General features: G+C 67.8%; 18 protein-coding genes. 9 read left to right on the plus strand and 9 right to left on the minus strand.

Annotation, left to right across the window (positions count from 1 at the left end; translation table 11 throughout):
- Nucleotides 1–56: 56 nt before the first annotated feature.
- Complete coding sequence (locus tag AXA74_RS22310) at nt 57–1,031, minus strand: D-2-hydroxyacid dehydrogenase family protein (protein ID WP_029579454.1); 975 nt, start codon at nt 1,029–1,031, stop codon at nt 57–59.
- Between the two features lie 95 nt (nt 1,032–1,126).
- Here AXA74_RS22310 and AXA74_RS22315 point away from each other — a divergent pair, with 95 nt between their 5' ends.
- The gene (locus AXA74_RS22315) at nt 1,127–2,026 is read left to right on the plus strand and encodes a LysR family transcriptional regulator (protein WP_029579455.1); all 900 of its coding nucleotides are present in this window, start codon (nt 1,127–1,129) and stop codon (nt 2,024–2,026) included.
- A gap of 54 nt (nt 2,027–2,080) precedes the next feature.
- Here the strand turns inward: AXA74_RS22315 and secF are convergent, their stop codons facing one another.
- The 5 genes from secF to queA form a co-directional block, all read right to left on the minus strand.
- Complete coding sequence (gene secF / locus AXA74_RS22320) at nt 2,081–3,016, minus strand: protein translocase subunit SecF (RefSeq protein WP_029579456.1); 936 nt, start codon at nt 3,014–3,016, stop codon at nt 2,081–2,083.
- 57 nt (nt 3,017–3,073) lie between these two features.
- Nucleotides 3,074–4,954 carry a protein translocase subunit SecD gene (gene secD, locus AXA74_RS22325; RefSeq protein WP_029579457.1) on the minus strand — a complete coding sequence of 627 codons (1,881 nt, stop codon included), beginning with the start codon at nt 4,952–4,954 and terminating at the stop codon, nt 3,074–3,076.
- A gap of 62 nt (nt 4,955–5,016) precedes the next feature.
- Nucleotides 5,017–5,358 carry a preprotein translocase subunit YajC gene (gene yajC / locus AXA74_RS22330; RefSeq protein WP_029579458.1) on the minus strand — a complete coding sequence of 114 codons (342 nt, stop codon included), beginning with the start codon at nt 5,356–5,358 and terminating at the stop codon, nt 5,017–5,019.
- A 140-nt stretch (nt 5,359–5,498) separates the two neighbouring features.
- Nucleotides 5,499–6,635 carry a tRNA guanosine(34) transglycosylase Tgt gene (gene tgt / locus AXA74_RS22335; protein WP_029579459.1) on the minus strand — a complete coding sequence of 379 codons (1,137 nt, stop codon included), beginning with the start codon at nt 6,633–6,635 and terminating at the stop codon, nt 5,499–5,501.
- Nucleotides 6,632–7,675: a tRNA preQ1(34) S-adenosylmethionine ribosyltransferase-isomerase QueA gene (queA, locus tag AXA74_RS22340; RefSeq protein WP_029579460.1), complete on the minus strand. Its 1,044-nt coding sequence runs from the start codon at nt 7,673–7,675 to the stop codon at nt 6,632–6,634. Before queA ends, tgt begins: the two co-directional genes overlap by 4 nt.
- A gap of 193 nt (nt 7,676–7,868) precedes the next feature.
- Here queA and dacB point away from each other — a divergent pair, with 193 nt between their 5' ends.
- Both dacB and upp read left to right on the plus strand, forming a co-directional pair.
- A complete protein-coding gene (gene dacB, locus AXA74_RS22345) occupies nt 7,869–9,320 on the plus strand; it encodes a D-alanyl-D-alanine carboxypeptidase/D-alanyl-D-alanine endopeptidase (RefSeq protein ID WP_060833320.1) in 1,452 nt (483 codons plus the stop codon).
- A 55-nt stretch (nt 9,321–9,375) separates the two neighbouring features.
- Nucleotides 9,376–10,014: a uracil phosphoribosyltransferase gene (upp, locus tag AXA74_RS22350; protein ID WP_029579462.1), complete on the plus strand. Its 639-nt coding sequence runs from the start codon at nt 9,376–9,378 to the stop codon at nt 10,012–10,014.
- Between the two features lies 1 nt (nt 10,015).
- Here the strand turns inward: upp and cysG are convergent, their stop codons facing one another.
- On the minus strand, nt 10,016–11,407 hold the full coding sequence (cysG, locus tag AXA74_RS22355; protein ID WP_029579463.1) for a siroheme synthase CysG: 1,392 nt from the start codon (nt 11,405–11,407) through the stop codon (nt 10,016–10,018).
- Nucleotides 11,408–11,858: 451 nt separating this feature from the next.
- Here cysG and AXA74_RS22360 point away from each other — a divergent pair, with 451 nt between their 5' ends.
- The 4 genes from AXA74_RS22360 to AXA74_RS22375 all read left to right on the plus strand — a co-directional run bounded on the left by AXA74_RS22360 (nt 11,859) and on the right by AXA74_RS22375 (nt 13,804).
- The gene (locus AXA74_RS22360; RefSeq protein WP_029579464.1) at nt 11,859–12,572 is read left to right on the plus strand and encodes a hypothetical protein; all 714 of its coding nucleotides are present in this window, start codon (nt 11,859–11,861) and stop codon (nt 12,570–12,572) included.
- Between the two features lie 88 nt (nt 12,573–12,660).
- A complete protein-coding gene (locus AXA74_RS22365; protein WP_029579465.1) occupies nt 12,661–12,978 on the plus strand; it encodes a DUF883 family protein in 318 nt (105 codons plus the stop codon).
- Between the two features lie 44 nt (nt 12,979–13,022).
- The gene (locus AXA74_RS22370; protein ID WP_032958842.1) at nt 13,023–13,448 is read left to right on the plus strand and encodes a phage holin family protein; all 426 of its coding nucleotides are present in this window, start codon (nt 13,023–13,025) and stop codon (nt 13,446–13,448) included.
- Nucleotides 13,448–13,804 carry a hypothetical protein gene (locus AXA74_RS22375; RefSeq protein ID WP_029579467.1) on the plus strand — a complete coding sequence of 119 codons (357 nt, stop codon included), beginning with the start codon at nt 13,448–13,450 and terminating at the stop codon, nt 13,802–13,804. The genes AXA74_RS22370 and AXA74_RS22375 overlap by 1 nt, the downstream gene beginning before the upstream one ends.
- 135 nt (nt 13,805–13,939) lie before the next feature.
- Here AXA74_RS22375 and AXA74_RS22380 read toward each other — a convergent pair whose 3' ends face one another.
- A complete protein-coding gene (locus AXA74_RS22380) occupies nt 13,940–15,484 on the minus strand; it encodes a UbiD family decarboxylase (RefSeq protein WP_032978984.1) in 1,545 nt (514 codons plus the stop codon).
- Between the two features lie 84 nt (nt 15,485–15,568).
- On the opposite strand from AXA74_RS22380, the gene AXA74_RS22385 reads away from it, so the two are divergent.
- Nucleotides 15,569–16,387 carry a lytic transglycosylase domain-containing protein gene (locus AXA74_RS22385; protein ID WP_029579469.1) on the plus strand — a complete coding sequence of 273 codons (819 nt, stop codon included), beginning with the start codon at nt 15,569–15,571 and terminating at the stop codon, nt 16,385–16,387.
- Between the two features lie 43 nt (nt 16,388–16,430).
- Here AXA74_RS22385 and AXA74_RS22390 read toward each other — a convergent pair whose 3' ends face one another.
- Nucleotides 16,431–17,585 (minus strand): pyridoxal phosphate-dependent aminotransferase, encoded by a 1,155-nt coding sequence (locus tag AXA74_RS22390; RefSeq protein WP_029579470.1) that lies wholly within the window; start codon nt 17,583–17,585, stop codon nt 16,431–16,433.
- A gap of 33 nt (nt 17,586–17,618) precedes the next feature.
- Between AXA74_RS22390 and AXA74_RS22395 the strand changes: the two genes are divergently transcribed.
- Nucleotides 17,619–18,446, plus strand: a complete 828-nt coding sequence (locus AXA74_RS22395) for a hypothetical protein (protein WP_029579471.1) — start codon at nt 17,619–17,621, stop codon at nt 18,444–18,446.
- The last annotated feature ends 246 nt before the right edge of the window (nt 18,447–18,692 follow it).

Here is an 18,692-nt window from a genome sequence, read left to right on the forward strand (position 1 = left end):
CTTTTGCGGCTCAGCCATGAGCGGCCTGCCCCCGCTTGGGGCAGGCGCGGCCCCCATCATGCCTTGAACGCCGCCGGGTTCACCATATTGACGGGCGCGCCGCAGGCATAGGCCTGGATCTGCTCGAATACATCCTTGAACTGCAGATCCCATTCCTCATAGGTCACGAAGCCGATGTGCGGCGTGCACAGGACATTGGGCAAGGTCAGGAGCGGATCCGAGGTGTCGGTCAGCGGCTCTTGCTCGAAGACGTCCAGCGCCGCCATGGCGGGCCGGCCGGCGCGCAGCCCCGCGACCAGCGCGCCGGGCTGGATGAGGCCGGCCCGGCTGGTGTTGACCAGCAGTGCCCCGGGCTTCATGGCGGCCAGATCCGCCGCCCCGACGATGCCGCGCGTGGCGTCGACCAGCCGCATGTGCAGCGACAGCACGTCACAGCCGGCAAAGAAGGCGGCCTTGCTGGCCGCGGTGTCATGGCCGTCGGCGCGTGCCCGCGCCAGCGCGTCGGGACGTCCCCAGACCAGCACATTCATGCCGAAGGCGCGCCCATAGCCCGCGACGACACGGCCGATGCGACCGTAGCCGAAAATCCCCAGCGTCTTGCCGCGCAAGGTATGGCCCATGCCGGATTGCCATCGGCCTTGGCGCATGGAGGCGACTTGCTCAGGCAGCTGGCGCATGGCGCCCAGCACCAGGGCCCAGGTCATTTCGGCGGCGGCATACGACGGGGTGTCCGCATGCATGTTGGAGCACACCAGCACGCCATGCTCGGTGCAGGCGGCCACGTCGATATGCGGATAGACGCTGCGCTGGCTGATCAGGCGCAGCTTGGGCAATCGCTCGATCAGATCGCGGCGTATCTTGGTGCGTTCGCGGATCAGGATCAGGGCCTCCGTGTCGGCAAGGCGTTCGGCAAGCCGCTTGTCGTCTTCTTCGTGATCGGTCCAGACGGTCACGTCGTGGCCCTGCAGCAGTGTGTAGCAGGGCAGGCGGCGCAAGGTGTCGAACCAGTCGTCCAGGATGGTGATCTTCATGGTGGGATAGGAAGGAGAGAAGGGACGAGGCATTGTCCCGCGGCCGCCCTATCCCAGTAAAATGAAACAATTTCCCTCATTGATGCAAAAAAGCTATGAAACTGGATGTGCTTGGCGTGCAGGCCTTCGTGGCCCTGGCGGAGCGGGAAAGTTTCGGCAAGGCCGCTGAGTCGCTCTATATCTCACAGGCCGCGCTCAGCCGGCGCATCCGTAACCTGGAGACCTATCTGGGCGTGAGGCTGGTGGACCGGACCACGCGGTCGGTGTCGCTGAGCACGGTGGGGCGGGGGTTTCTGCCCCAGGCCAGGCGCTTGCTCGGCGAGCTCGAGAGCACCTTGCAGCAGATCCGCGAACAGCGCGAGGTGCTGGCCGGCAATGTGACCATGGCCTGCGTGCCCACGGTGGGCGTGCGTTTCCTGCCGCGGGTGCTGCAGGCCTATGCCGCCGCGTTTCCGGGCAACCGCGTGAGCGTGCTGGATCATTCCTCGGCCGGCGTGGAGCAGGCCGTCCGGGACGGCGCGGCCGAGTTCGGCATCGGCATCGCCGACCGCCTGGCGCCGGAGATCGAGCATGAAGAACTCCTGCATGACCGCTTCGTGCTGGTCTGCCAGGCCGGCCATCGCCTGGCGCGGCGCAAATCGGTGGCCTGGCAGGAACTGGAGGACGAAGCCTTGATCCTGCCGGGCGGCGGCAGCAGCAACCGGCCCCTGCTGGACCATCAGCTGCCGTCCGGCATCGTGCTGCGGGCGCGCTTCGAAGTGCAGCGCAGCGCCACGGCGGTGGGCATGGTGGCCGCCGGCGCGGGCGTGGCGGTCGTGCCCAGCCTGGCCATGCAGCCGGGCGCCTATCCCATGCTGGCGACCGTCGCCCTGGTGCGCCCGGCCATCTCGCGGGCCTTCGTGCTCATGCGCCGCCGGGGCAGCAGCCTGTCGCCGGCCGCCGAGGCCTTGCTGGGCTTCATCCAGCGCGAAAAGCGCGCCGTTGCCCGGCGCTGAGGCTCGGGCACAAAAAAACCGGCGCGAGGCCGGTTTTCGTGGGAGGGGCGAGGCTCAGGGCACTTCGACCTCGTCCTCGGCTTTCTTGACGGGCTTGACCAGGTCTTCGCGCTTGACGCCCAGCCACATCGCCAGGGCGGCGGCCACGAACACGGACGAATAGATGCCGAACCAGATGCCGATGGTCAGGGCCAGGGCGAAGTAGTGCAGGGTGGGGCCGCCGAAGAACAGCATGGCCAGCACCATCATCTGGGTCGAACCGTGGGTGATGATGGTCCGCGAGATGGTCTGGGTGATGGCGCTGTTGATCACTTCCTGCACGTCCGCCTTGCGGTATTTGCGGAAGTTCTCGCGGATCCGGTCCATGATGACCACGGATTCGTTGACCGAGTAGCCCAGCACCGCGAGCACGCCGGCCAGCACGGACAGCGAGAACTCCCACTGGAAGAAGGCGAAAAAGCCCAGGATGATGACCACGTCGTGCAGGTTGGCGATCACGCCGGCTACGGCGAACTTCCATTCGAAACGGAAGCCCAGGTAGATCATGATGCCGATCACCACCACCAGCAGCGCCATCAGGCCGTTGTGCAGCAGTTCCTGGCCGACTTGCGGGCCGACGAATTCGACCCGGCGCAGTTCGACCGAGGCGTCCGCGGCCTTCAGGGCGGCCATGACGGTCTCGCTCTGGGTGGCCGAGGTCTGGCCTTCGGCCAGCGGCAGGCGGATCATGACGTCGCGCGAGGTGCCGAAGTTCTGCACCTGGAAGTCGCTGTAGCCAAGCTTGCCGACCACGCCGCGGACCTGGTCCAGCTGGGCCGTCTGGGCGTAATTGACCTCCATGACCGTGCCGCCCGTGAACTCGATCGACAGGTGAAAGCCGCGCGTGATGATGAAGAACACCGCCGCGATGAAGGTCACCAGGCTGATGATGTTCAGCACCAGCGCGTGGCGCATGAACGGGATGGTGCGATGAATCCGGAAAAATTCCATGTTTCGCCTTGCTGTCTTTTCAGGAGCCGGGCGGCGCGGCGCGCCGCCCTGGCGCTATCACTTGGTGCCCGGTTTCCAGACCGTGCCGATGGAGATGGCGGCCAGCTTCTTGCGGCGGCCATACCAGAGGTTGGCCAGCGCGCGCACGCCCACCACGGACGAGAACATCGAGGTGAGGATGCCCAGGCAGTGCACCACGGCAAAGCCGCGGATGGGGCCGGAGCCGAAGGCCAGCAGCGCCAGGCCGACGATGAGTGTGGTCAGGTTGGAGTCCAGGATGGTGCCCCATGCGCGCTCGAAGCCATGGAAGATGGCCTGTTGCGGCGAGGCGCCCGCCCGGAGCTCTTCGCGGATACGCTCGTTGATCAGCACGTTGGAGTCGATGGCCATGCCCAGCGTGAGCGCGATGGCCGCGATGCCGGGCAGCGTCAGCGTGGCCTGCAGCATGGACAGCAATGCCAGCAGCAGCAGCACGTTGAAGGTCAGGCCGATGGTCGAGAAGACCCCGAACAGGTGGTAGTAGACGATGATGAAGACCGCGATCGCGATAAAGCCGTAGAGCGTCGAGTAGAAGCCCTTGGCGATATTGTCGGCGCCCAGGCTGGGGCCGATGGTGCGCTCTTCGATGATGGACATGGGCGCGGCCAGGGCGCCGGCGCGCAGCAGCAGCGCGGTGTCGGCGGCCTCTTCGGCGCTCATGCTGCCCGAGATCTGCACCTGTCCGCCGGCGATCTCGCTGCGGATGACCGGCGCGGTGACCACTTCGCCCTTGCCGTTTTCGAACAGCAGGATGGCGATGCGCTTGCCCACGTTGTCGCGGGTGACATCGCGGAAGATGCGCGCGCCCTTGGAGTCCAGGGTCAGGTTGACCGAGGGCTGCTGGGTCTGGTGGTCGCGGCCCGGCTGGGCGTCCTGGAGGTTTTCGCCGGTCAGGATGACCTGGCGGCGCACCAGGATGGGACGGCCGTCGCGGTCGGTGTAGCGCTCCAGGCCGAAGGGCACGGTGCCATTGGCCAGGGCCGACTGCGAGGAGGGCGTGTCATCGACCATGCGCAATTCCAGCGTGGCCGTGCGGCCCAGCAGTTCCTTGGCCTTGGCCACGTCCTGCACGCCGGGCAGCTGGACCACGATGCGGTCGGCGCCTTGTTGCTGGATCACGGGCTCGGCCACGCCGAGTTCGTTGATCCGGTTATGCAGGGTGTTGATGTTCTGCTTGAGCGCGCTGTCCTGCACGCGGGTGACGGCCTGCGGGCTCAGGGCGCCCTCGAGGAAAAAGCGACCGCCTTCGTCGCGATCAGTGAACTGCAGATCGGCCATGCGGCTGCGCAGGGCGTCGCGGCCCCGGTCGCGCGCGTCGGCGGTAGCGAAGCTGGCCAGCACGGCCTGGCCGGCGCGTTCGACGGTGCCGACTTCGATCTTCTGGTCGCGCAGCACGGAGCGCACATCGGCCGCCAGCGAGTCATAGCGGGCCGTCAGGGCCCCTTGCATGTCGACCTGCAGCAGGAAGTGCACGCCGCCGCGCAGGTCCAGGCCCAGGTACATGGGTTTGGGTTCGAACCAGCCCAGCGTGCGCATCCAGGGCGGCGAGGCGGGCAGCAGGTTCAGGGCCACGGTGTAGTGCGGATCCCCGGCGACGGTGTTCAGGCTGCGGTCCAGCAGGTCGCGGGCTTGCAGCTGGATATCGGTGGAGCTGAAGCGCGCGCGCACCGTGCCCAGCGTGCCGTTCTGCTCGTAGTAGACGCTGGTGGCCGGCAGCTTGGCATCGGCCAGGATCTGCTCGACGCGCGGCAGCAGCGCCGGCTCGACCTTGATGGTGGCCTTGGCGCTGGAGATCTGCACGGCGGGGGACTCGCCGTAGAAATTGGGCAGGGTATAGAGCAGGCCGATGACGACCGCGACCAAAACCGTGATGTACTTCCAGAGGGGATAGCGGTTCATTGCCGGCAAGGGGTTCAAGGGGTGGAACGGACAAGGGCCCCGCGAGGGGCCCTATGCGACTGTTACAGGGCCTTGATGGTTCCCTTGGGCAGCACCGAGGTCACCGAACCCTTGGTCAGCGTGACTTCCACCGGCTTGTCGGCCAGGTCGGCCACTTCGATGGTGATGTAGCTGTCGGTCACCTTGGAGACCTTGCCGAGGATGCCGCCGGCGGTGACGACTTCGTCGCCCTTGGCCAGCGCGGCCACCATGTTGCGGTGTTCTTTCTGGCGCTTCATCTGAGGACGGATCATCAGGAAATAGAGGATCACGAACATCAAGACGATGGGCAGGATGCCGCCCAGAATGTTGCCCTCGGGGGCGGCCTGGGCCAGGACGAGGCCGGCGGTGTCGATAACGGACATTGGAAGTGCTCCTGGTTGAGTTTTTGCGTTTTGCTATCGGCTATAGCCTTGTTTTGTCCCCGTCCCCGCGCGAGCCTTGGACAGGGTAGCCGGCTATTGTAGCGATGTTGGGCCCCCAAGGGGGGCCGCCCCCGGCGGGCCTAGTCCACGCCGCGGGCCCTGTCGGCCGCGAATTGCGCCCGCCAGGCCTGGAAGCGGCCGGCGGCGATGGCCTCGCGCATTTCTCCCATGATGGTCAGGTAGAAATGCAGGTTGTGCAGGGTATTCAGGCGGGCGCCGGTGATTTCGTTGGCGCGCTGCAGGTGGTGCAGGTAGGCGCGCGAGAAATGGCGGCAGGTATGGCAGGCGCAACTGGGGTCCAGCGGGCGGGTGTCGTCGCGGTATTTGGCATTGCGGATCTTGACGTCGCCAAAGCGCGTGAAAAGCCAGCCATTGCGGGCGTTGCGCGTAGGCATGACGCAGTCGAACATGTCCACGCCCCGCGCCACGCCTTCGACCAGGTCTTCGGGCGTGCCCACCCCCATCAGGTAACGCGGGGCATGCTGCGGCAGCCGGGGGGCCACATGGCCCAGGATGCGCATCATGTCTTCCTTGGGCTCGCCCACCGACAGGCCGCCGATGGCATAACCATGAAAGCCGATGTCGGTCAGGCCGGCCAGGGACTCGTCGCGCAGGTGCTCGTACATGCCGCCCTGCACGATGCCGAAAAGGGCGTTGGGATTGCCCAGGCGGTCGAATTCCTCGCGCGAGCGGCGCGCCCAGCGCAGCGACATGCGCATCGAGCGCGCGGCTTCTTCCGGGGTGGCGGGGCGGCCGTCTATCTCATACGGCGTGCATTCATCGAACACCATGACGATGTCGGAGTTCAGCGAGCGCTGGATGCGCATGGATTCCTCCGGCGTGAGGAAGAGGCGCGCGCCATCGATGGGCGAGGCGAATTTCACGCCTTCCTCGGTGATCTTGCGCATGCCCTGCAGGCTGAACACCTGGAAACCGCCGGAGTCGGTCAGGATGGGCTTGTCCCACTGCATGAAACCATGCAGGCCGCCGTGTTTTTCCATGATCCCGGTGCCGGGACGCAGCCAGAGGTGGAAGGTATTGCCCAGGACGATCTGCGAGCCGATTTCCTTGAGCTCATGGGGCAACATGGCCTTGACGCTGCCGTAGGTGCCCACGGGCATGAAGATGGGGGTCTCGACCACGCCGTGGTTCAGCGTCACGCGCCCGCGGCGCGCGCCGCCGTCGGTGGCGAGCAATTCGAAGGAGAGTCCGGTCATGGCTGGGCAGATTCGATGAACATGGCGTCGCCGTAGCTGAAGAAGCGGTAGCGGCTGGCCACGGCGTGGGCATAGGCGCGCCGGATGGGATCGATCCCGGCCAGGGCCGAGACCAGCATCAGCAGGGTCGACTGGGGCAGGTGGAAGTTGGTCACCAGGGCATCGACCACGCGATAGCGGTAGCCCGGGGTGATGAAGAGGCGGGTGTCGCCCTGGCAGGCGGCCAGCGGGCCGCCTGCCGCCTGGGCGGCGGCCGATTCGAGCGCGCGCACGCTGGTCGTGCCGACCGCGATCACGCGGCCGCCGGCCTGGCGCGCGGCATGGATGGCCTGCACGGTGGCCTCGGGCACGGTATACCACTCGGCGTGCATGACGTGCTCGGCCAGGTTCTGGACCCGCACGGGCTGGAAAGTGCCTGCGCCCACATGCAGCGTCACGAAGGCGCGCTGCACGCCGCCGGCCGCCAGGCGCTCCAGCATGGCCTGGTCGAAATGCAGGCCCGCCGTGGGCGCAGCCACGGCGCCCGGCTCGCGGGCATAGACGGTCTGGTAGCGTTCCTCGTCCTCGTGCTCGGCGGCATGGGTGATGTACGGGGGCAGGGGGGTGGCGCCATGCGCCTCCAGCAGGTCCAGCACGGGGCCGGCGAAACGCAGATCGAACAGTTCTCCCTGGCGTCCCAGCACTTCGGCCGTCACCGCGCCGCCGGCCAGCGCCAGGCGCATGCCTCGGCCGGGCGATTTGCTGGCGCGCACATGGGCCAGGGCCCGGGTAGGCTCGGTGATGCGTTCGACCAGCACTTCGACCTTGCCGCCGGTGGCCTTCTGGCCGGCCAGCCTGGCCTTGATGACGCGGGTATCGTTGAAGACCAGCAGGTCATGCGGGCGCAGCAGCGCCAGCAGGTCGGGGAAGTGGCGGTCGTGCAGCCTGCCCTGGCCGTCCAGGTGCAGCAGGCGGCTGCCGGCGCGTTCGGCGGCGGGCGTCTGCGCGATCAGTTCGGGCGGCAGGTCGTAATCAAAATCGGAAAGGGTGAACGTGGACACGGTGTTATCCCGGCCTGACAGGACCGGCGAAGAAAAAGAGAGGCGGCGCGCAGAGAAGGCGCGCGCAACCCGCTATTGTAGACGCCCGCGGCGCGCGCCGCCGCCCGGGTACGCGGGCTTGTAACCGCGCGCCGCCCGGCGCGCGCCTTATGTATGCTTTCATTTTCGTCCATAAGATGGTGTTACAGCGGACATGGGATATCTGGCTTGGGGACGCGCTTGTCTGGCGCTGGGAATGACGCTGGCGGCCTTGCTGCCGGGAGTGGGGCGGGCCCAGGGGCCCGCGGGCGCACTGGGGCTGCCGGCCAGCCTGGCGCAGGCCTGGAAGGCCACCAAGCTGCCTGATGACGCGCTGTCCCTGGTCGTGCAGGAGGTCAACGGCCCGCGCCTGGTGGCCATCAACGCCAAGGCTCCGCGCAATCCCGCCTCCGTCATGAAGCTGGTGACCACCTGGGCAGCCCTGTCCGAATTGGGGCCGAATTATGTATGGCGCACCGATTTCCTCACCGAACCCGGCGCCCGGCCGGACGCCCATGGCGTGCTCAAAGCGCCCTTGTACTGGCGCGCGGGCGGCGATCCGCAGCTGCTGCTGCAGGATCTCTGGACGCTGCTGCGCGAGCTGCGCCTGCGCGGCGTGAAGGAGATCAGCGACCTGGTGGTCGACCGCAGCATCTTCGGCCAGGTGGCGACCGACCCCGGCGCCTTCGATGGCGCGCCCGACCGCGCCTACAATGCCAGCCCGGATGCGCTGATGGTGGGCTTCGGCGCGCTGCGCCTGCTGGTCACGCCCGACGCGGCGGCCCGCAAATGGGTGGCCACGGTCGATCCGCCCGTGCCCGGGCTGCGGCTGGAGGGCGAGGTCCAGTGGAGCGAGGCGCGCTGCCCGGGGCCGCCGGTGGTTGCGACCCAGCCGGTGGTCACCCAGCAGGGCGTCACCCTGCGCCTGTCCGGCTCGGTGGCCGGCTCCTGTGGCGAGTTCAGCCTCTACCGGCTGGCCCTGTCGCAGCAGGAATACACCGATGCGGTGTTCCGGCTGCTGTGGCGCGAGCTGGGCGGTACATTCAAGGGTAAGATGCGCGCCGGCGTGGTGCCGGCCGATGCCGTGGTGCTGGCCTCGCATGAGTCGCCCACGCTGGGCGAGGCGATCCGCGTGATCAACAAGCGCAGCAACAACGTCATGGCGCGCACCCTGCTGCTCACCCTGGGGGCCGAGCGCGGGCGCCGCCCGGCCACGGTCGCCAGCAGCGAGTCGGTCGCCAAGGACCTGCTGTCGCGGCAGGGCCTGGACATGCCCGAGCTGGTCATCGACAACGGGGCGGGGCTGTCGCGCGAGGCGCGCGTCTCCGCCGACAGCCTGGCCTCCCTGTTGACGCTGGCCTGGCGTTCGCCGGTCATGCCGGAGTACCTGGCCTCGATGGCTATCGCCGGGGTGGACGGCACGGTGCGCCGGCGCATGAAGGGCAACGGCGCGCTGGGCATGGCCCATCTGAAGACGGGGTCGCTGCGCGATGCGCGCTCGATCGCCGGTTATGTGCTGGGCAATAGCGGCAAGCGCTTCGTGGTGGTGAGCATCGTCAACCACGATAACGCGGGCGCGGTGCGCAGCTTCGATGATGCGCTGATCGCCTGGCTGGCCGAGCAGTAAGGTTTATCGCCCGCAGGCGCGGGCTTCGAGTATTTAATTTTTGGAGAATCCGGACATGCCCGTGCATGAAATCCGTCATCCGCTGGTGCGGCACAAACTAGGCATCATGCGGCGCGCCGACCTGAGCACCAAGAGCTTTCGCGAGCTGTCGCAGGAAGTCGCCGCGCTGCTGACCTACGAGGCTTCCAAGGACCTGGCCCTGGCGCCTTCCACCGTGGAGGGCTGGTGCGGGACGGTCGAGGTCGAGAAGATCGCCGGCAAGAAGGTCACCGTGGTGCCGATCCTGCGCGCCGGCATCGGCATGCTCGACGGCGTGCTGAGCCTGATCCCGGGCGCCAAGGTCAGCGTGGTGGGCCTGGCCCGCAATGAGGAAACCCTGCAGGCGCACACCTATCTGGAGCGCCTGGTGGGCGAACTGGACCAGCGCCTGGCGCTGATCGTCGACCCCATGCTGGCCACCGGCGGCTCCATGGTCGCCACCATCGACATGCTCAAGCGTGCCGGCGCGCGCGAAATCCGCGCCCTGACCCTGGTGGCCGCGCCCGAAGGCATCAAGGCCGTGATGGACAAGCACCCCGATGTGCACATCTATACCGCGTCCATCGACCAGGGCCTGAACGAGCACGGCTACATCATGCCCGGCCTGGGCGACGCCGGCGACCGCATCTTCGGCACCAAGCAGAAGGTCGAGTAGGCTAGCGGGGCCGGGCGCCGAACCAGGCCAGCTTGTCCGCCAGCGCCGCCACTTCGCCGACGATCAACAGCGCCGGCGAGGCGACGGCGTGCGCGCGCGCGAGGTCGGCCAGCTGCGATAGCGGGCCGGTGACGACCCGCTGCTGCGGGCGGCTGCCGTTCTCGACCAGGGCGAATGGCGTGTCGGCCGCCCGCCCGTGGCCGATCAGCCGCGCCGACAAGGTGTCCAGCTGCCCCACGCCCATATAGAAGGCCAGGGTCTGGCGGTCCCGCGCCAGGCCGTCCCAGTCCAGGGCGTCCTCGTCGGCGCGGCAGTGCGCCGTGACCAGGCGGACCGACTGGGCATGTTCGCGGTGGGTGAGCGGGATGCCGGCATAGGCCGCGCACGCCAGCGCGGCCGTGATGCCGGGCACCACTTCATAGTCCACGCCGTGGGCGCGCAGGTGCTCCAGCTCTTCGCCGCCGCGCCCGAAGATGAAGGCGTCGCCGCCCTTGAGCCGGACCACGCGGCGGCCGGCGCGCGCATGTTCGACCATGAGGGCGTGGATGCGCGCCTGGGTGGCATGATGGTCTTCGCCCAGGCGCTTGCCTACGGAGATGCTTTGCGCATCGCGGCGGGCCAGCGCCAGCACGTCGGGGCTGACCAGCCGGTCATGCAGGATGACATCGGCTTCGTTCAGGGCGCGCAGCGCCTTGAGCGTCAGGAGGCCGGGGTCGCCGGGGCCGGCGCCGACCAGGACCACCCGGCCGGGGCCGGGCAGGGCCGGGCGCGACAGCGCTTGGTCCAGGTCCGCTTCGGCCTGCCGCGCATCCGCGCGGCGCAGGGCGGCGGCCACCGGGCCGTCGAGCAGCCAATCATAGAATCGGCGGCGCTCGCCCAGGTCTGGGCGCGCGGCCCGGATGCGCGGCCGGTAGCGCGCGGCCAGCTCGGCCAGCGCGCCCAGGCTGTGATCGAACAGGGATTCCAGTCTTTCGCGCAGGCGCCGCGCCAGCACGGGCGCCACGCCGGAAGACGAAATCGCCACGATGAGTGGCGAGCGGTCCACGATGGAGGGCACCTGGAAGCTGGACAGCGCGGGGTCATCCACCACATTGCAGAAGCGCTGCCGCGCACAGCAGGCGTCGTAGACGCGGGCGTTGACCGCGCGGTCGTCGGTGGCGGCGATGACCAGCCAGGCGCCGTCCAGCCAGGCAGGGTCGAACTCCCCCGCGGCATGGACAAGGGACTGCCGCTCGGCCAGGCGGGCCAGTTCGGGTGTGAGCGCGGGCGCGCCCACGGTGACCCGGGCGCCCGCCTCCAGCAGGGCCTGGGCCTTGCGCGTGGCCACGGCGCCGCCGCCCACCACCAGCACCTGCCGGCCCTGGATATCGGAAAAAATCGGAAAGAGCTTCATGAACTTCAGGGCCGCACCCAGCTATCGTGGGACGATCATAGGGACCGCTGTTCATCCCTACAACTTTTGATTCCTTCCATCCATATAGCCAAAAGTGATTTGGGCTGCGTTGCGCACGGTTTTGGTGCGCCATGCACCGCCTTGCCGCAGCGTCCGGCCCCGGTTTGTCCCGAAACGCCTTCCGTCCCATGGCGGGGGCCCGGCGCGCAGGCTGGCACACGGTTTGCTTATGTTCTGGGTAGACGGCCTGAGACGGCCGTTCAATGCCGTCCCAGTGATGGCTCAAGGGGAAAGCAAGCAAGAGGGGCGTTTCGCGCTGGCCGGTCGGGCAGCGTGAAACGCCTTTTCTGCTGGCGCGGCTTTGGCGCAGACGGATACAGGCCTGGCCGCGCAACCGGTGTAGTATCGGCCGCGAGGCGCCGGCAACGGCGCGGCCTTACAGGAGTACACGGTGGCTCGTTGGATATCCGCGCTGGTTCTCGCCGGCATCACCCCCCTTGCCCAAGCCGGCGTCTGCGACGCCAAGTTCATGCACGATGGCGGACAGGTGCAGTTTTCCGGCTCGGGCAATATCAGCCTGGGCGCCGACCTGAGCTTTGACGAAGTCAGCCGCAGCAATGCCGATAACTGCCGCGCGCGCGTGCGCGGGGTGGCGAGCTTTTCCTACGCCGGGCTGCCGCCGGGAAAGTCCAAGCTCGATTACCTGATGACGGTCAAGAACGGCCAGGCCACTTTCGTGCGTTATGAGCAGGCGGGCGAAGCACCCGGCAAAGACGGCCAGTTCGATCTGCGCATCCTGGGGCTGTTCGCCTACGACAAGATCACCGGCCAGGGACAGAAGTTCGCCGGCTCCAGCCATCGCATCAATATCGGCAAGGAAGCGCCCGTGGGCGGGCAGCCGAGCACCACGATACGCATAGGCGAAAAAACGGTCGGCGCGCGCCGCAGCATCGCCACCGCGCTGGGCCAGCAGTCCTGTTGGCCGGTCAGCTATGCGCGCAGCAGCGATCCCACCATGGCCACTTTCAAAGGGCTGACCTTGCCCATCCCGGGCATGAACACCACGGTCACGGACTGGTTCTGCCCCGCGGTCAACCTTGTCATGAAGCAAGAGATCGATATGGCGGGCAGCAAATCCCTGGTCGAGATAACCGAAATCAAGTAGCAGAAAGTATCAGGCGGGCCGGGCGTTTGCCCAGGGATGGCTCGCTGGTATGATGGTTTAACCGATGACACATCAAAAGGAGTGCTCTATGACTGCGAAACGATCCGACGATATCGCCAAAGACAAACTGATTGACAGTGTCAAAAGCAGTCTCAACGATGCCGAGAGCCTGTTGCGCGAGGCTGCCGCCTCGTCCGGCGAAAAGGCCTCCGAGCTGCGCGAGCGGGCCCTGAGCTCGCTCAAGCGCACGCGCGAAGCCCTTTACGACGCCCAGGACGCCATGCTCGAGCGCGGCCGCCGCGCCGCGCGCGCCACCGACGACTACGTCCACGACAATCCCTGGCAAGCCATCGGTATCGCGGGTGTGACCGGCCTGCTGCTCGGCTTGCTGATCAGCCGCCGCTGAGCGGCCACGGGCCTTCGGTCTTCCGAAGGCCCGGCTATCCATCCATGAGCTTACGTACCTCGGTATTCGGCGTGGCGGCCAGCCTGGTCGGGCTGTTGCGCACACGCCTTGAACTCCTGGCGCTGGAAGCCGGCAACGAAAAGTTGCGCCTGCTCAAAACCCTGGGGCTGGCTTTCGGGGCGCTGCTCTTTCTTACCCTGGCGGTGCTGGTTTTCACGGTGGCGATCGCGGTGGCGTTCTGGCCGACCGAAGACCGCTATGTGGCCTTGGGCTGGCTGGCCGCGATTTACGGCGTGATCGGCGTGGCGCTGTTTTTCCTGGTGCGCCGCGAATTGCTGGAGGGGCCTTTGCCGTTCTCGGCCACGCTTGAAGAGCTGGGCCGCGATGCGGACCTGCTGGAGCGGGTCCGCGATGCGCAGGCCGATCTGGAACGCCGCGAAGCCGCCGGCACATCCTCGGGGGGGCGCTGATGGCACACCGCCAATCCCCCGCCGTGGAAAGACAGGTCCGTATCGAGCTGCTGCGCGCCCGCGCCGCGATCGAACGCGAGAGCCTGGCCCAAAGCATCGCCGAGGCCGGGCAGGCGCTCGAGCCTGCCAATCTGGTGCGCGGCCTCTTGCCCAGGCTGACCCAAGGCGGCGCCACGCAGTGGATGTGGCAGGCGTATCGCCTGGCGCGCCGCTATCCCATCGTCAGTTCGGCGGCCTCGGCCCTGTTCATGGGCGGCGGCAAGCGCCTGGGCATGCTGCGCTGGGCGGGGCTCGGCCTGGTCGGCTGGCAGTTGCTGCGCGCCTGGCTCAAACCGGACGACCGCGGGCAGGCCTGATACCCGTGCACTCCGTAACGCAGCCCCAGGGCTGCGTTTTTTTCGGGCACGTCCGGGCTGCGGCGGGCCATCCAGGCCGGGACAGAAACCGTCCTGCGCCGGCGGGCGCGCCAGGAGACCGGACGTTCTCCGGCCTTACAGGCCCAGCTCCTGCCACATGGCGTCCACCCGGGCCTTGACGTCCTCGTCCATCTTGATGGGCACGCCCCATTCGCGCTGGGTTTCGCCGGGCCATTTATTGGTGGCGTCCATCCCCATCTTGCCGCCCAGGCCGGAGACCGGCGAGGCGAAATCCAGGTAGTCGATAGGCGTGTTTTCGACCAGCAGCGTGTCGCGCACCGGGTCCATGCGGGTGGTCATGGCCCAGATGACCTCGGCCCAGTCGCGGGTGTTGACGTCTTCGTCGACCACCACGATGAACTTGGTGTACATGAACTGGCGCAGAATGCTCCAGACGCCGAACATCACGCGCTTGGCATGGCCGGCGTATTGCTTGCGGATGGACACCACGGCCAGTCGGTAGCTGCAGCCTTCGGGCGGCAGGTAGAAGTCCACGATCTCGGGCAGCTGCCGGCGCAGCAGCGGCACGAAGACCTCGTTGAGCGCCACGCCCAGCACGGCCGGCTCGTCGGGCGGCTTGCCGGTATAGGTGGTGTGGTAGATCGGGTTTTTGCGCATGGTGATGCGCTCGACCGTGAAAACGGGGAACCAATCCTGCTCGTTGTAATAGCCGGTGTGGTCGCCATAGGGGCCCTCCAGGGCCATTTCGTAGCCGATGTCCGGCGGGGGCGGGGCGCCTTCGGGAAGCCGCGGCGCTTCGGCCCGCGGGTCGCCGGCCGGCAGCAAATGGCCTTCCAGGACGATTTCGGCCGTGGCCGGCACCGACAGATTGCTGCCCAGGGCCTGGGTGACTTCGGTGCGCGAGCCGCGCAGCAGCCCGGCGAACTGGTATTCGGACAGGCTGTCGGGCACGGGGGTGACCGCGCCCAGCGTGGTGGCGGGGTCCGCGCCCAAGGCCACGGCCACGGGGAAGGGCTGGCCGGGATGGGCCAGGCGGTGGTCGCGGAAGTCGAGCGCGCCGCCACGGTGGGACAGCCAGCGCATGATGAGCTTGTTGCGGCCGATGACCTGCTGCCGGTAGATGCCCAGGTTCTGGCGCCGGGCATTGGGGCCGCGCGTGATGACCAGTCCCCAGGTGAGCAGGGGGGCGACATCGCCGGGCCAGCAGGTCTGGATGGGCAGGCGCGAGAGGTCGACATCCTGGCCCTCCCATACCACCTCCTGGCTGGGCGCGCCGCGCACGGTCTTGGGGCTCATGTCCCAGAGGGCGGCCTTGAGCATGGAGACCTTGGCCAGGGCATCGCGGAACCCCCGCGGCGGCTCGGGCTCGCGCAGCGAGGCGAGCAGCTCGCCCACGTCGCGCAGCGCCGCGACGTCCTCGGCGCCCATGCCCCAGGCTACGCGGCCGGGCGTGCCGAAGAGATTGGCCAGCACCGGCATCCCGGCGGCCTGGCCCTGGTGCCGGGCCTGCTCGAACAGCAGCGCGGGGCCGCCGGCACGCAGCACGCGGTCGGCAATCTCCGTCATTTCGAGCCGTGTGGACACGGGCGCGGAGATGCGCTTGAGTTCGCCCTGGCGCTCAAGCTGGGTCAGAAAATCTCGGAGGTCGCGGTACTTCACTACAGATCCCGGCAGGTTGGTTACATTTTTGATGCATTTACAGGTTAACATCCACCCCTTACTTTCCCAACGCAGGAGGTCTCTATGCCCGATGCGTCAATGGCCGGCCTGTTTCGGCAGCTGGCCCAGGGAGTGCATCACAACCTCGCCGAGGGACTGCGCTTATGCTCGGTCTACCTGGGGATCGCGGTCATTGTGACCGTCAGTATGGGGTTTGCCTTGCCTGGTTTGCGCGACCAGGCCTTGCAGGTGCACAAGGCCCTGTTGACCGCCCTTGCGCCAACGTCCATCTCCGCTGGCCCGGAAACCGCACTGGAGCCGGAAGGCTCCACCGCCGTAGTCATGGCCGTGCCCAATGCACCGGCCAGCAATGCTACCGGTTTTTTGGGACCGCTACGCTCGGAACCGCTGCCGCCGCAACGCAAGGCCGTTGCCGGCACGAACAGCGGCCAGGTGGAGGCGTTGCGCAACTATATCTCGCGCAAATACAAAGTGGCGTACGACGCCACCGGCGTGCTCGTGAACACCGTCTACAAGGTGGGTCGCGAGAAACAGCTCGATCCTTTGCTGCTGCTGGCCGTGATCGCCATCGAGTCCCGCTACAACCCCTTCGCCGAAAGCGCGGTGGGAGCCCAGGGTCTCATGCAGGTGATGACGCGCATACACCAGGACAAGTTCGATGCCATTGCCCCGGGCAAGGCAGGAGCGCTGGATCCGGTGGCCAACATCCATGTGGGCGCCACCATCCTGAAGGACTGCATCGACCGCCGCGGCTCCGTCAATGGCGGGCTGGCCTGCTATGTCGGGGCCACCGGCCCGGACGATGGCGGCTATGGCGCCAAGGTCCAGGCCGAGCGGCGCCGCCTGGCGCTGGCCTCGGGCATCGCCCTGGCCCGCGACTGACACGCCCATCCTCCGGCTTCGGCCGGAGGTTTTTTTTACGGGGTCAGAGCAAGCGCTCGATGCGGGCGACGGCCTCCTGCAGCCGGTCCAGGCCCGTGGCGTAGGAGAAGCGCATGGTCGACAGGCCATGGGCCGGGCCGAAGTCCACCCCCGGCACGGCGGCCACGCCGGCCTCGTGCAGCAGGCGCTGCGAGAAGGCCACGCTATCCATGCCCAGCCGGCTGATGTCGGCATAGATATAGAAGGCGCCGTCCGGCTTGACCGGCACCGGGATGCCCAGGCGCTCGAATTCCGGCAGCAGATAGTCGCGCCGTTGGCGGAACGCATCGCGGCGGTGCGCGAAGATCTTCAAGGCGTCAGGGCTGAAGCAGGCCAGGGCGGCATGCTGGGCCAGCGTCGGCGCGCAGATCTGCAGGCTGGCCGACATTTTTTCGATGATGCCTATCATGGACTCCGGCACGATCATCCAGCCCAGGCGCCAGCCCGTCATGTGGAAATACTTCGAGAAGCTGTTGATGACGATGATGTCGTCATCCAGCGCCAGGGCCGAGCGCGGGGCCTGCTCGTAGGACAGGCCCAGGTAGATCTCGTCCATGATGGTGTAGCCGCCGCGTTCGCGGACCTCGGCCAGCAGCGCCGCGAGCTCGTCGCGCGCGATGCTGGTGCCGGTCGGATTGCTCGGCGAGGCGATCAGCACGCCCTGGGTGGCCGGCGTCCAGTTGTCGCGCACGTCCTGGGCGCTGAGCTGGAAACGCCGGGCCGCGTCGCTGGGCACCAGGCGCGGACGTCCGCCGGCGGCCAGGATGAAGTTGCTGTTGGCCGGGTAGGAGGGGTCGGGCATGAGGATTTCGGCGCCCGGATTGACCAGGGCGGCGCAGGCCAGCGACAGCGCGCCCGAGGCGCCGGCGGTGACGATGACACGTTCGGGATTGATGCGCGCGCCGAATTCGGTGGCGTAGAACTCGGCGATGGCTTCGCGCAGCGGCGTCAGCCCGCCCGGCGCGCAATAGCCGCTCAAGCCGGCGCGGGCGGCGCGCTCCAGGGCTTCCACGACCTGGGGAGGGGCGGTAAAGTCCGGTTCGCCGATACCCAGGCTGATGATGTCGCGGCCGGCGGCGGCGAGCGCCTGGGCTTCTTTGAAGAGTTCTACAACCTGAAATGTCAGAAAATCGTTGGTACGGGAGGCAAGGCGCGGCATGATGAATCTCACAGCGAAAGAGGGATTTTAGCCATGCAGCCATCCCGCCGCGCCTTTCTGACCGGCCGCAGGCCGCCGCGCTCGCCCTGGGATACCTTCTGCGAGCGCGTTTCGGCCGCCGCCGTGGGCGAACTCAAGCAAGGGGACAGACCGCGCCTGGTCCTTGGCCATCCGCAGGATGCCTGGCGCGCGCGCGAACTGGCCGAGGCCCACGGCATCACCCTGGCCCTGTGGGAGGGCCCCGGCGGCGCGGCGCAGCCGGCCTGCCTGTGGCTGGACCCCGGGGCGCTGAAGGCCTGGCGCGTCGAGGGCGATGCCATCGTGGCCGAGCCTGGCTGTCCGGTCGGGCTGCTGGCCGCGCAGGGCTGCGCGCAGTTTGCCCAGGCCGATCCGGCGCAGACCGTGGCCGCCTGGCTGGCCGGCGCCACGGGCTATATCGAGCCGGCCGACAGCGGCCTGCTCGCCGCGACGGTGATGTTCTCGGATGGCACGGTCGAGCCGCTGGGCGCCTTCGGGGCGGCCGATACCCAGCCCCTGCGTTCGGCCACGGTCCAAAGCCTGGTGCCCGCGCTTTTCCAGCTGGCGGGCAGCGCCGATGCGCAAGCCTGCGCCGGCCCTCAGGGTTGGACGGCGCGTTTCCGGCTCGACGCCATGCGCGAGCCAGCCAATCTCGCCCAGGTCTTGCTGGGCCATGGCGGCGCGCTCGGCTGGGTGCAGGACAGCCGCTGGACGCGCGGGCAACCCGCCGCCGAGCCGCGCCAGCGCAGCCGTGAAGGCTGGCGGCTGGACATGCGCGTGAAGGCCTTGTTCGATCCCCATGGGCGTTTCCCCGAAATCCGGGAACCGGGGGCGCAAGAGTAAGATAGCGCCACATCCGCCGGCCCCCGGGGCACGGCGGCACTCTGTTTTTTTATCGACGTTTACTTTCGACCGCCCACCATGGATGCCAATCTTCGCAAAGCCGCGCTGGAATATCACGAGCACGGCCGTCCCGGCAAAATCTCGGTCACACCGACCAAGCAATTGACCAACCAGCGCGACTTGGCGCTGGCTTATTCGCCGGGCGTGGCCGCGGCCTGCGAAGAGATCGTCGATGACCCCGCCAAT

This window comes from Bordetella hinzii LMG 13501, from assembly GCF_001548475.1.
GTDB lineage: Bacteria > Pseudomonadota > Gammaproteobacteria > Burkholderiales > Burkholderiaceae_B > Bordetella > Bordetella hinzii.

Coding starts and splice junctions, on each gene's coding strand:
- AXA74_RS22365 (WP_029579465.1), top strand. CDS start 12,661: ATGACTGCGAAACGATCCGACGATATCGCCAAAGACAAACTGATTGAC.
- AXA74_RS22395 (WP_029579471.1), top strand. CDS start 17,619: ATGCAGCCATCCCGCCGCGCCTTTCTGACCGGCCGCAGGCCGCCGCGC.
- AXA74_RS22315 (WP_029579455.1), top strand. CDS start 1,127: ATGAAACTGGATGTGCTTGGCGTGCAGGCCTTCGTGGCCCTGGCGGAG.
- dacB (WP_060833320.1), top strand. CDS start 7,869: ATGGGATATCTGGCTTGGGGACGCGCTTGTCTGGCGCTGGGAATGACG.
- AXA74_RS22385 (WP_029579469.1), top strand. CDS start 15,569: ATGCCCGATGCGTCAATGGCCGGCCTGTTTCGGCAGCTGGCCCAGGGA.
- secD (WP_029579457.1), bottom strand. CDS start 4,954: ATGAACCGCTATCCCCTCTGGAAGTACATCACGGTTTTGGTCGCGGTC.
- AXA74_RS22370 (WP_032958842.1), top strand. CDS start 13,023: ATGAGCTTACGTACCTCGGTATTCGGCGTGGCGGCCAGCCTGGTCGGG.
- tgt (WP_029579459.1), bottom strand. CDS start 6,635: ATGACCGGACTCTCCTTCGAATTGCTCGCCACCGACGGCGGCGCGCGC.
- cysG (WP_029579463.1), bottom strand. CDS start 11,407: ATGAAGCTCTTTCCGATTTTTTCCGATATCCAGGGCCGGCAGGTGCTG.
- AXA74_RS22390 (WP_029579470.1), bottom strand. CDS start 17,585: ATGCCGCGCCTTGCCTCCCGTACCAACGATTTTCTGACATTTCAGGTT.
- upp (WP_029579462.1), top strand. CDS start 9,376: ATGCCCGTGCATGAAATCCGTCATCCGCTGGTGCGGCACAAACTAGGC.
- secF (WP_029579456.1), bottom strand. CDS start 3,016: ATGGAATTTTTCCGGATTCATCGCACCATCCCGTTCATGCGCCACGCG.
- AXA74_RS22310 (WP_029579454.1), bottom strand. CDS start 1,031: ATGAAGATCACCATCCTGGACGACTGGTTCGACACCTTGCGCCGCCTG.
- yajC (WP_029579458.1), bottom strand. CDS start 5,358: ATGTCCGTTATCGACACCGCCGGCCTCGTCCTGGCCCAGGCCGCCCCC.
- AXA74_RS22375 (WP_029579467.1), top strand. CDS start 13,448: ATGGCACACCGCCAATCCCCCGCCGTGGAAAGACAGGTCCGTATCGAG.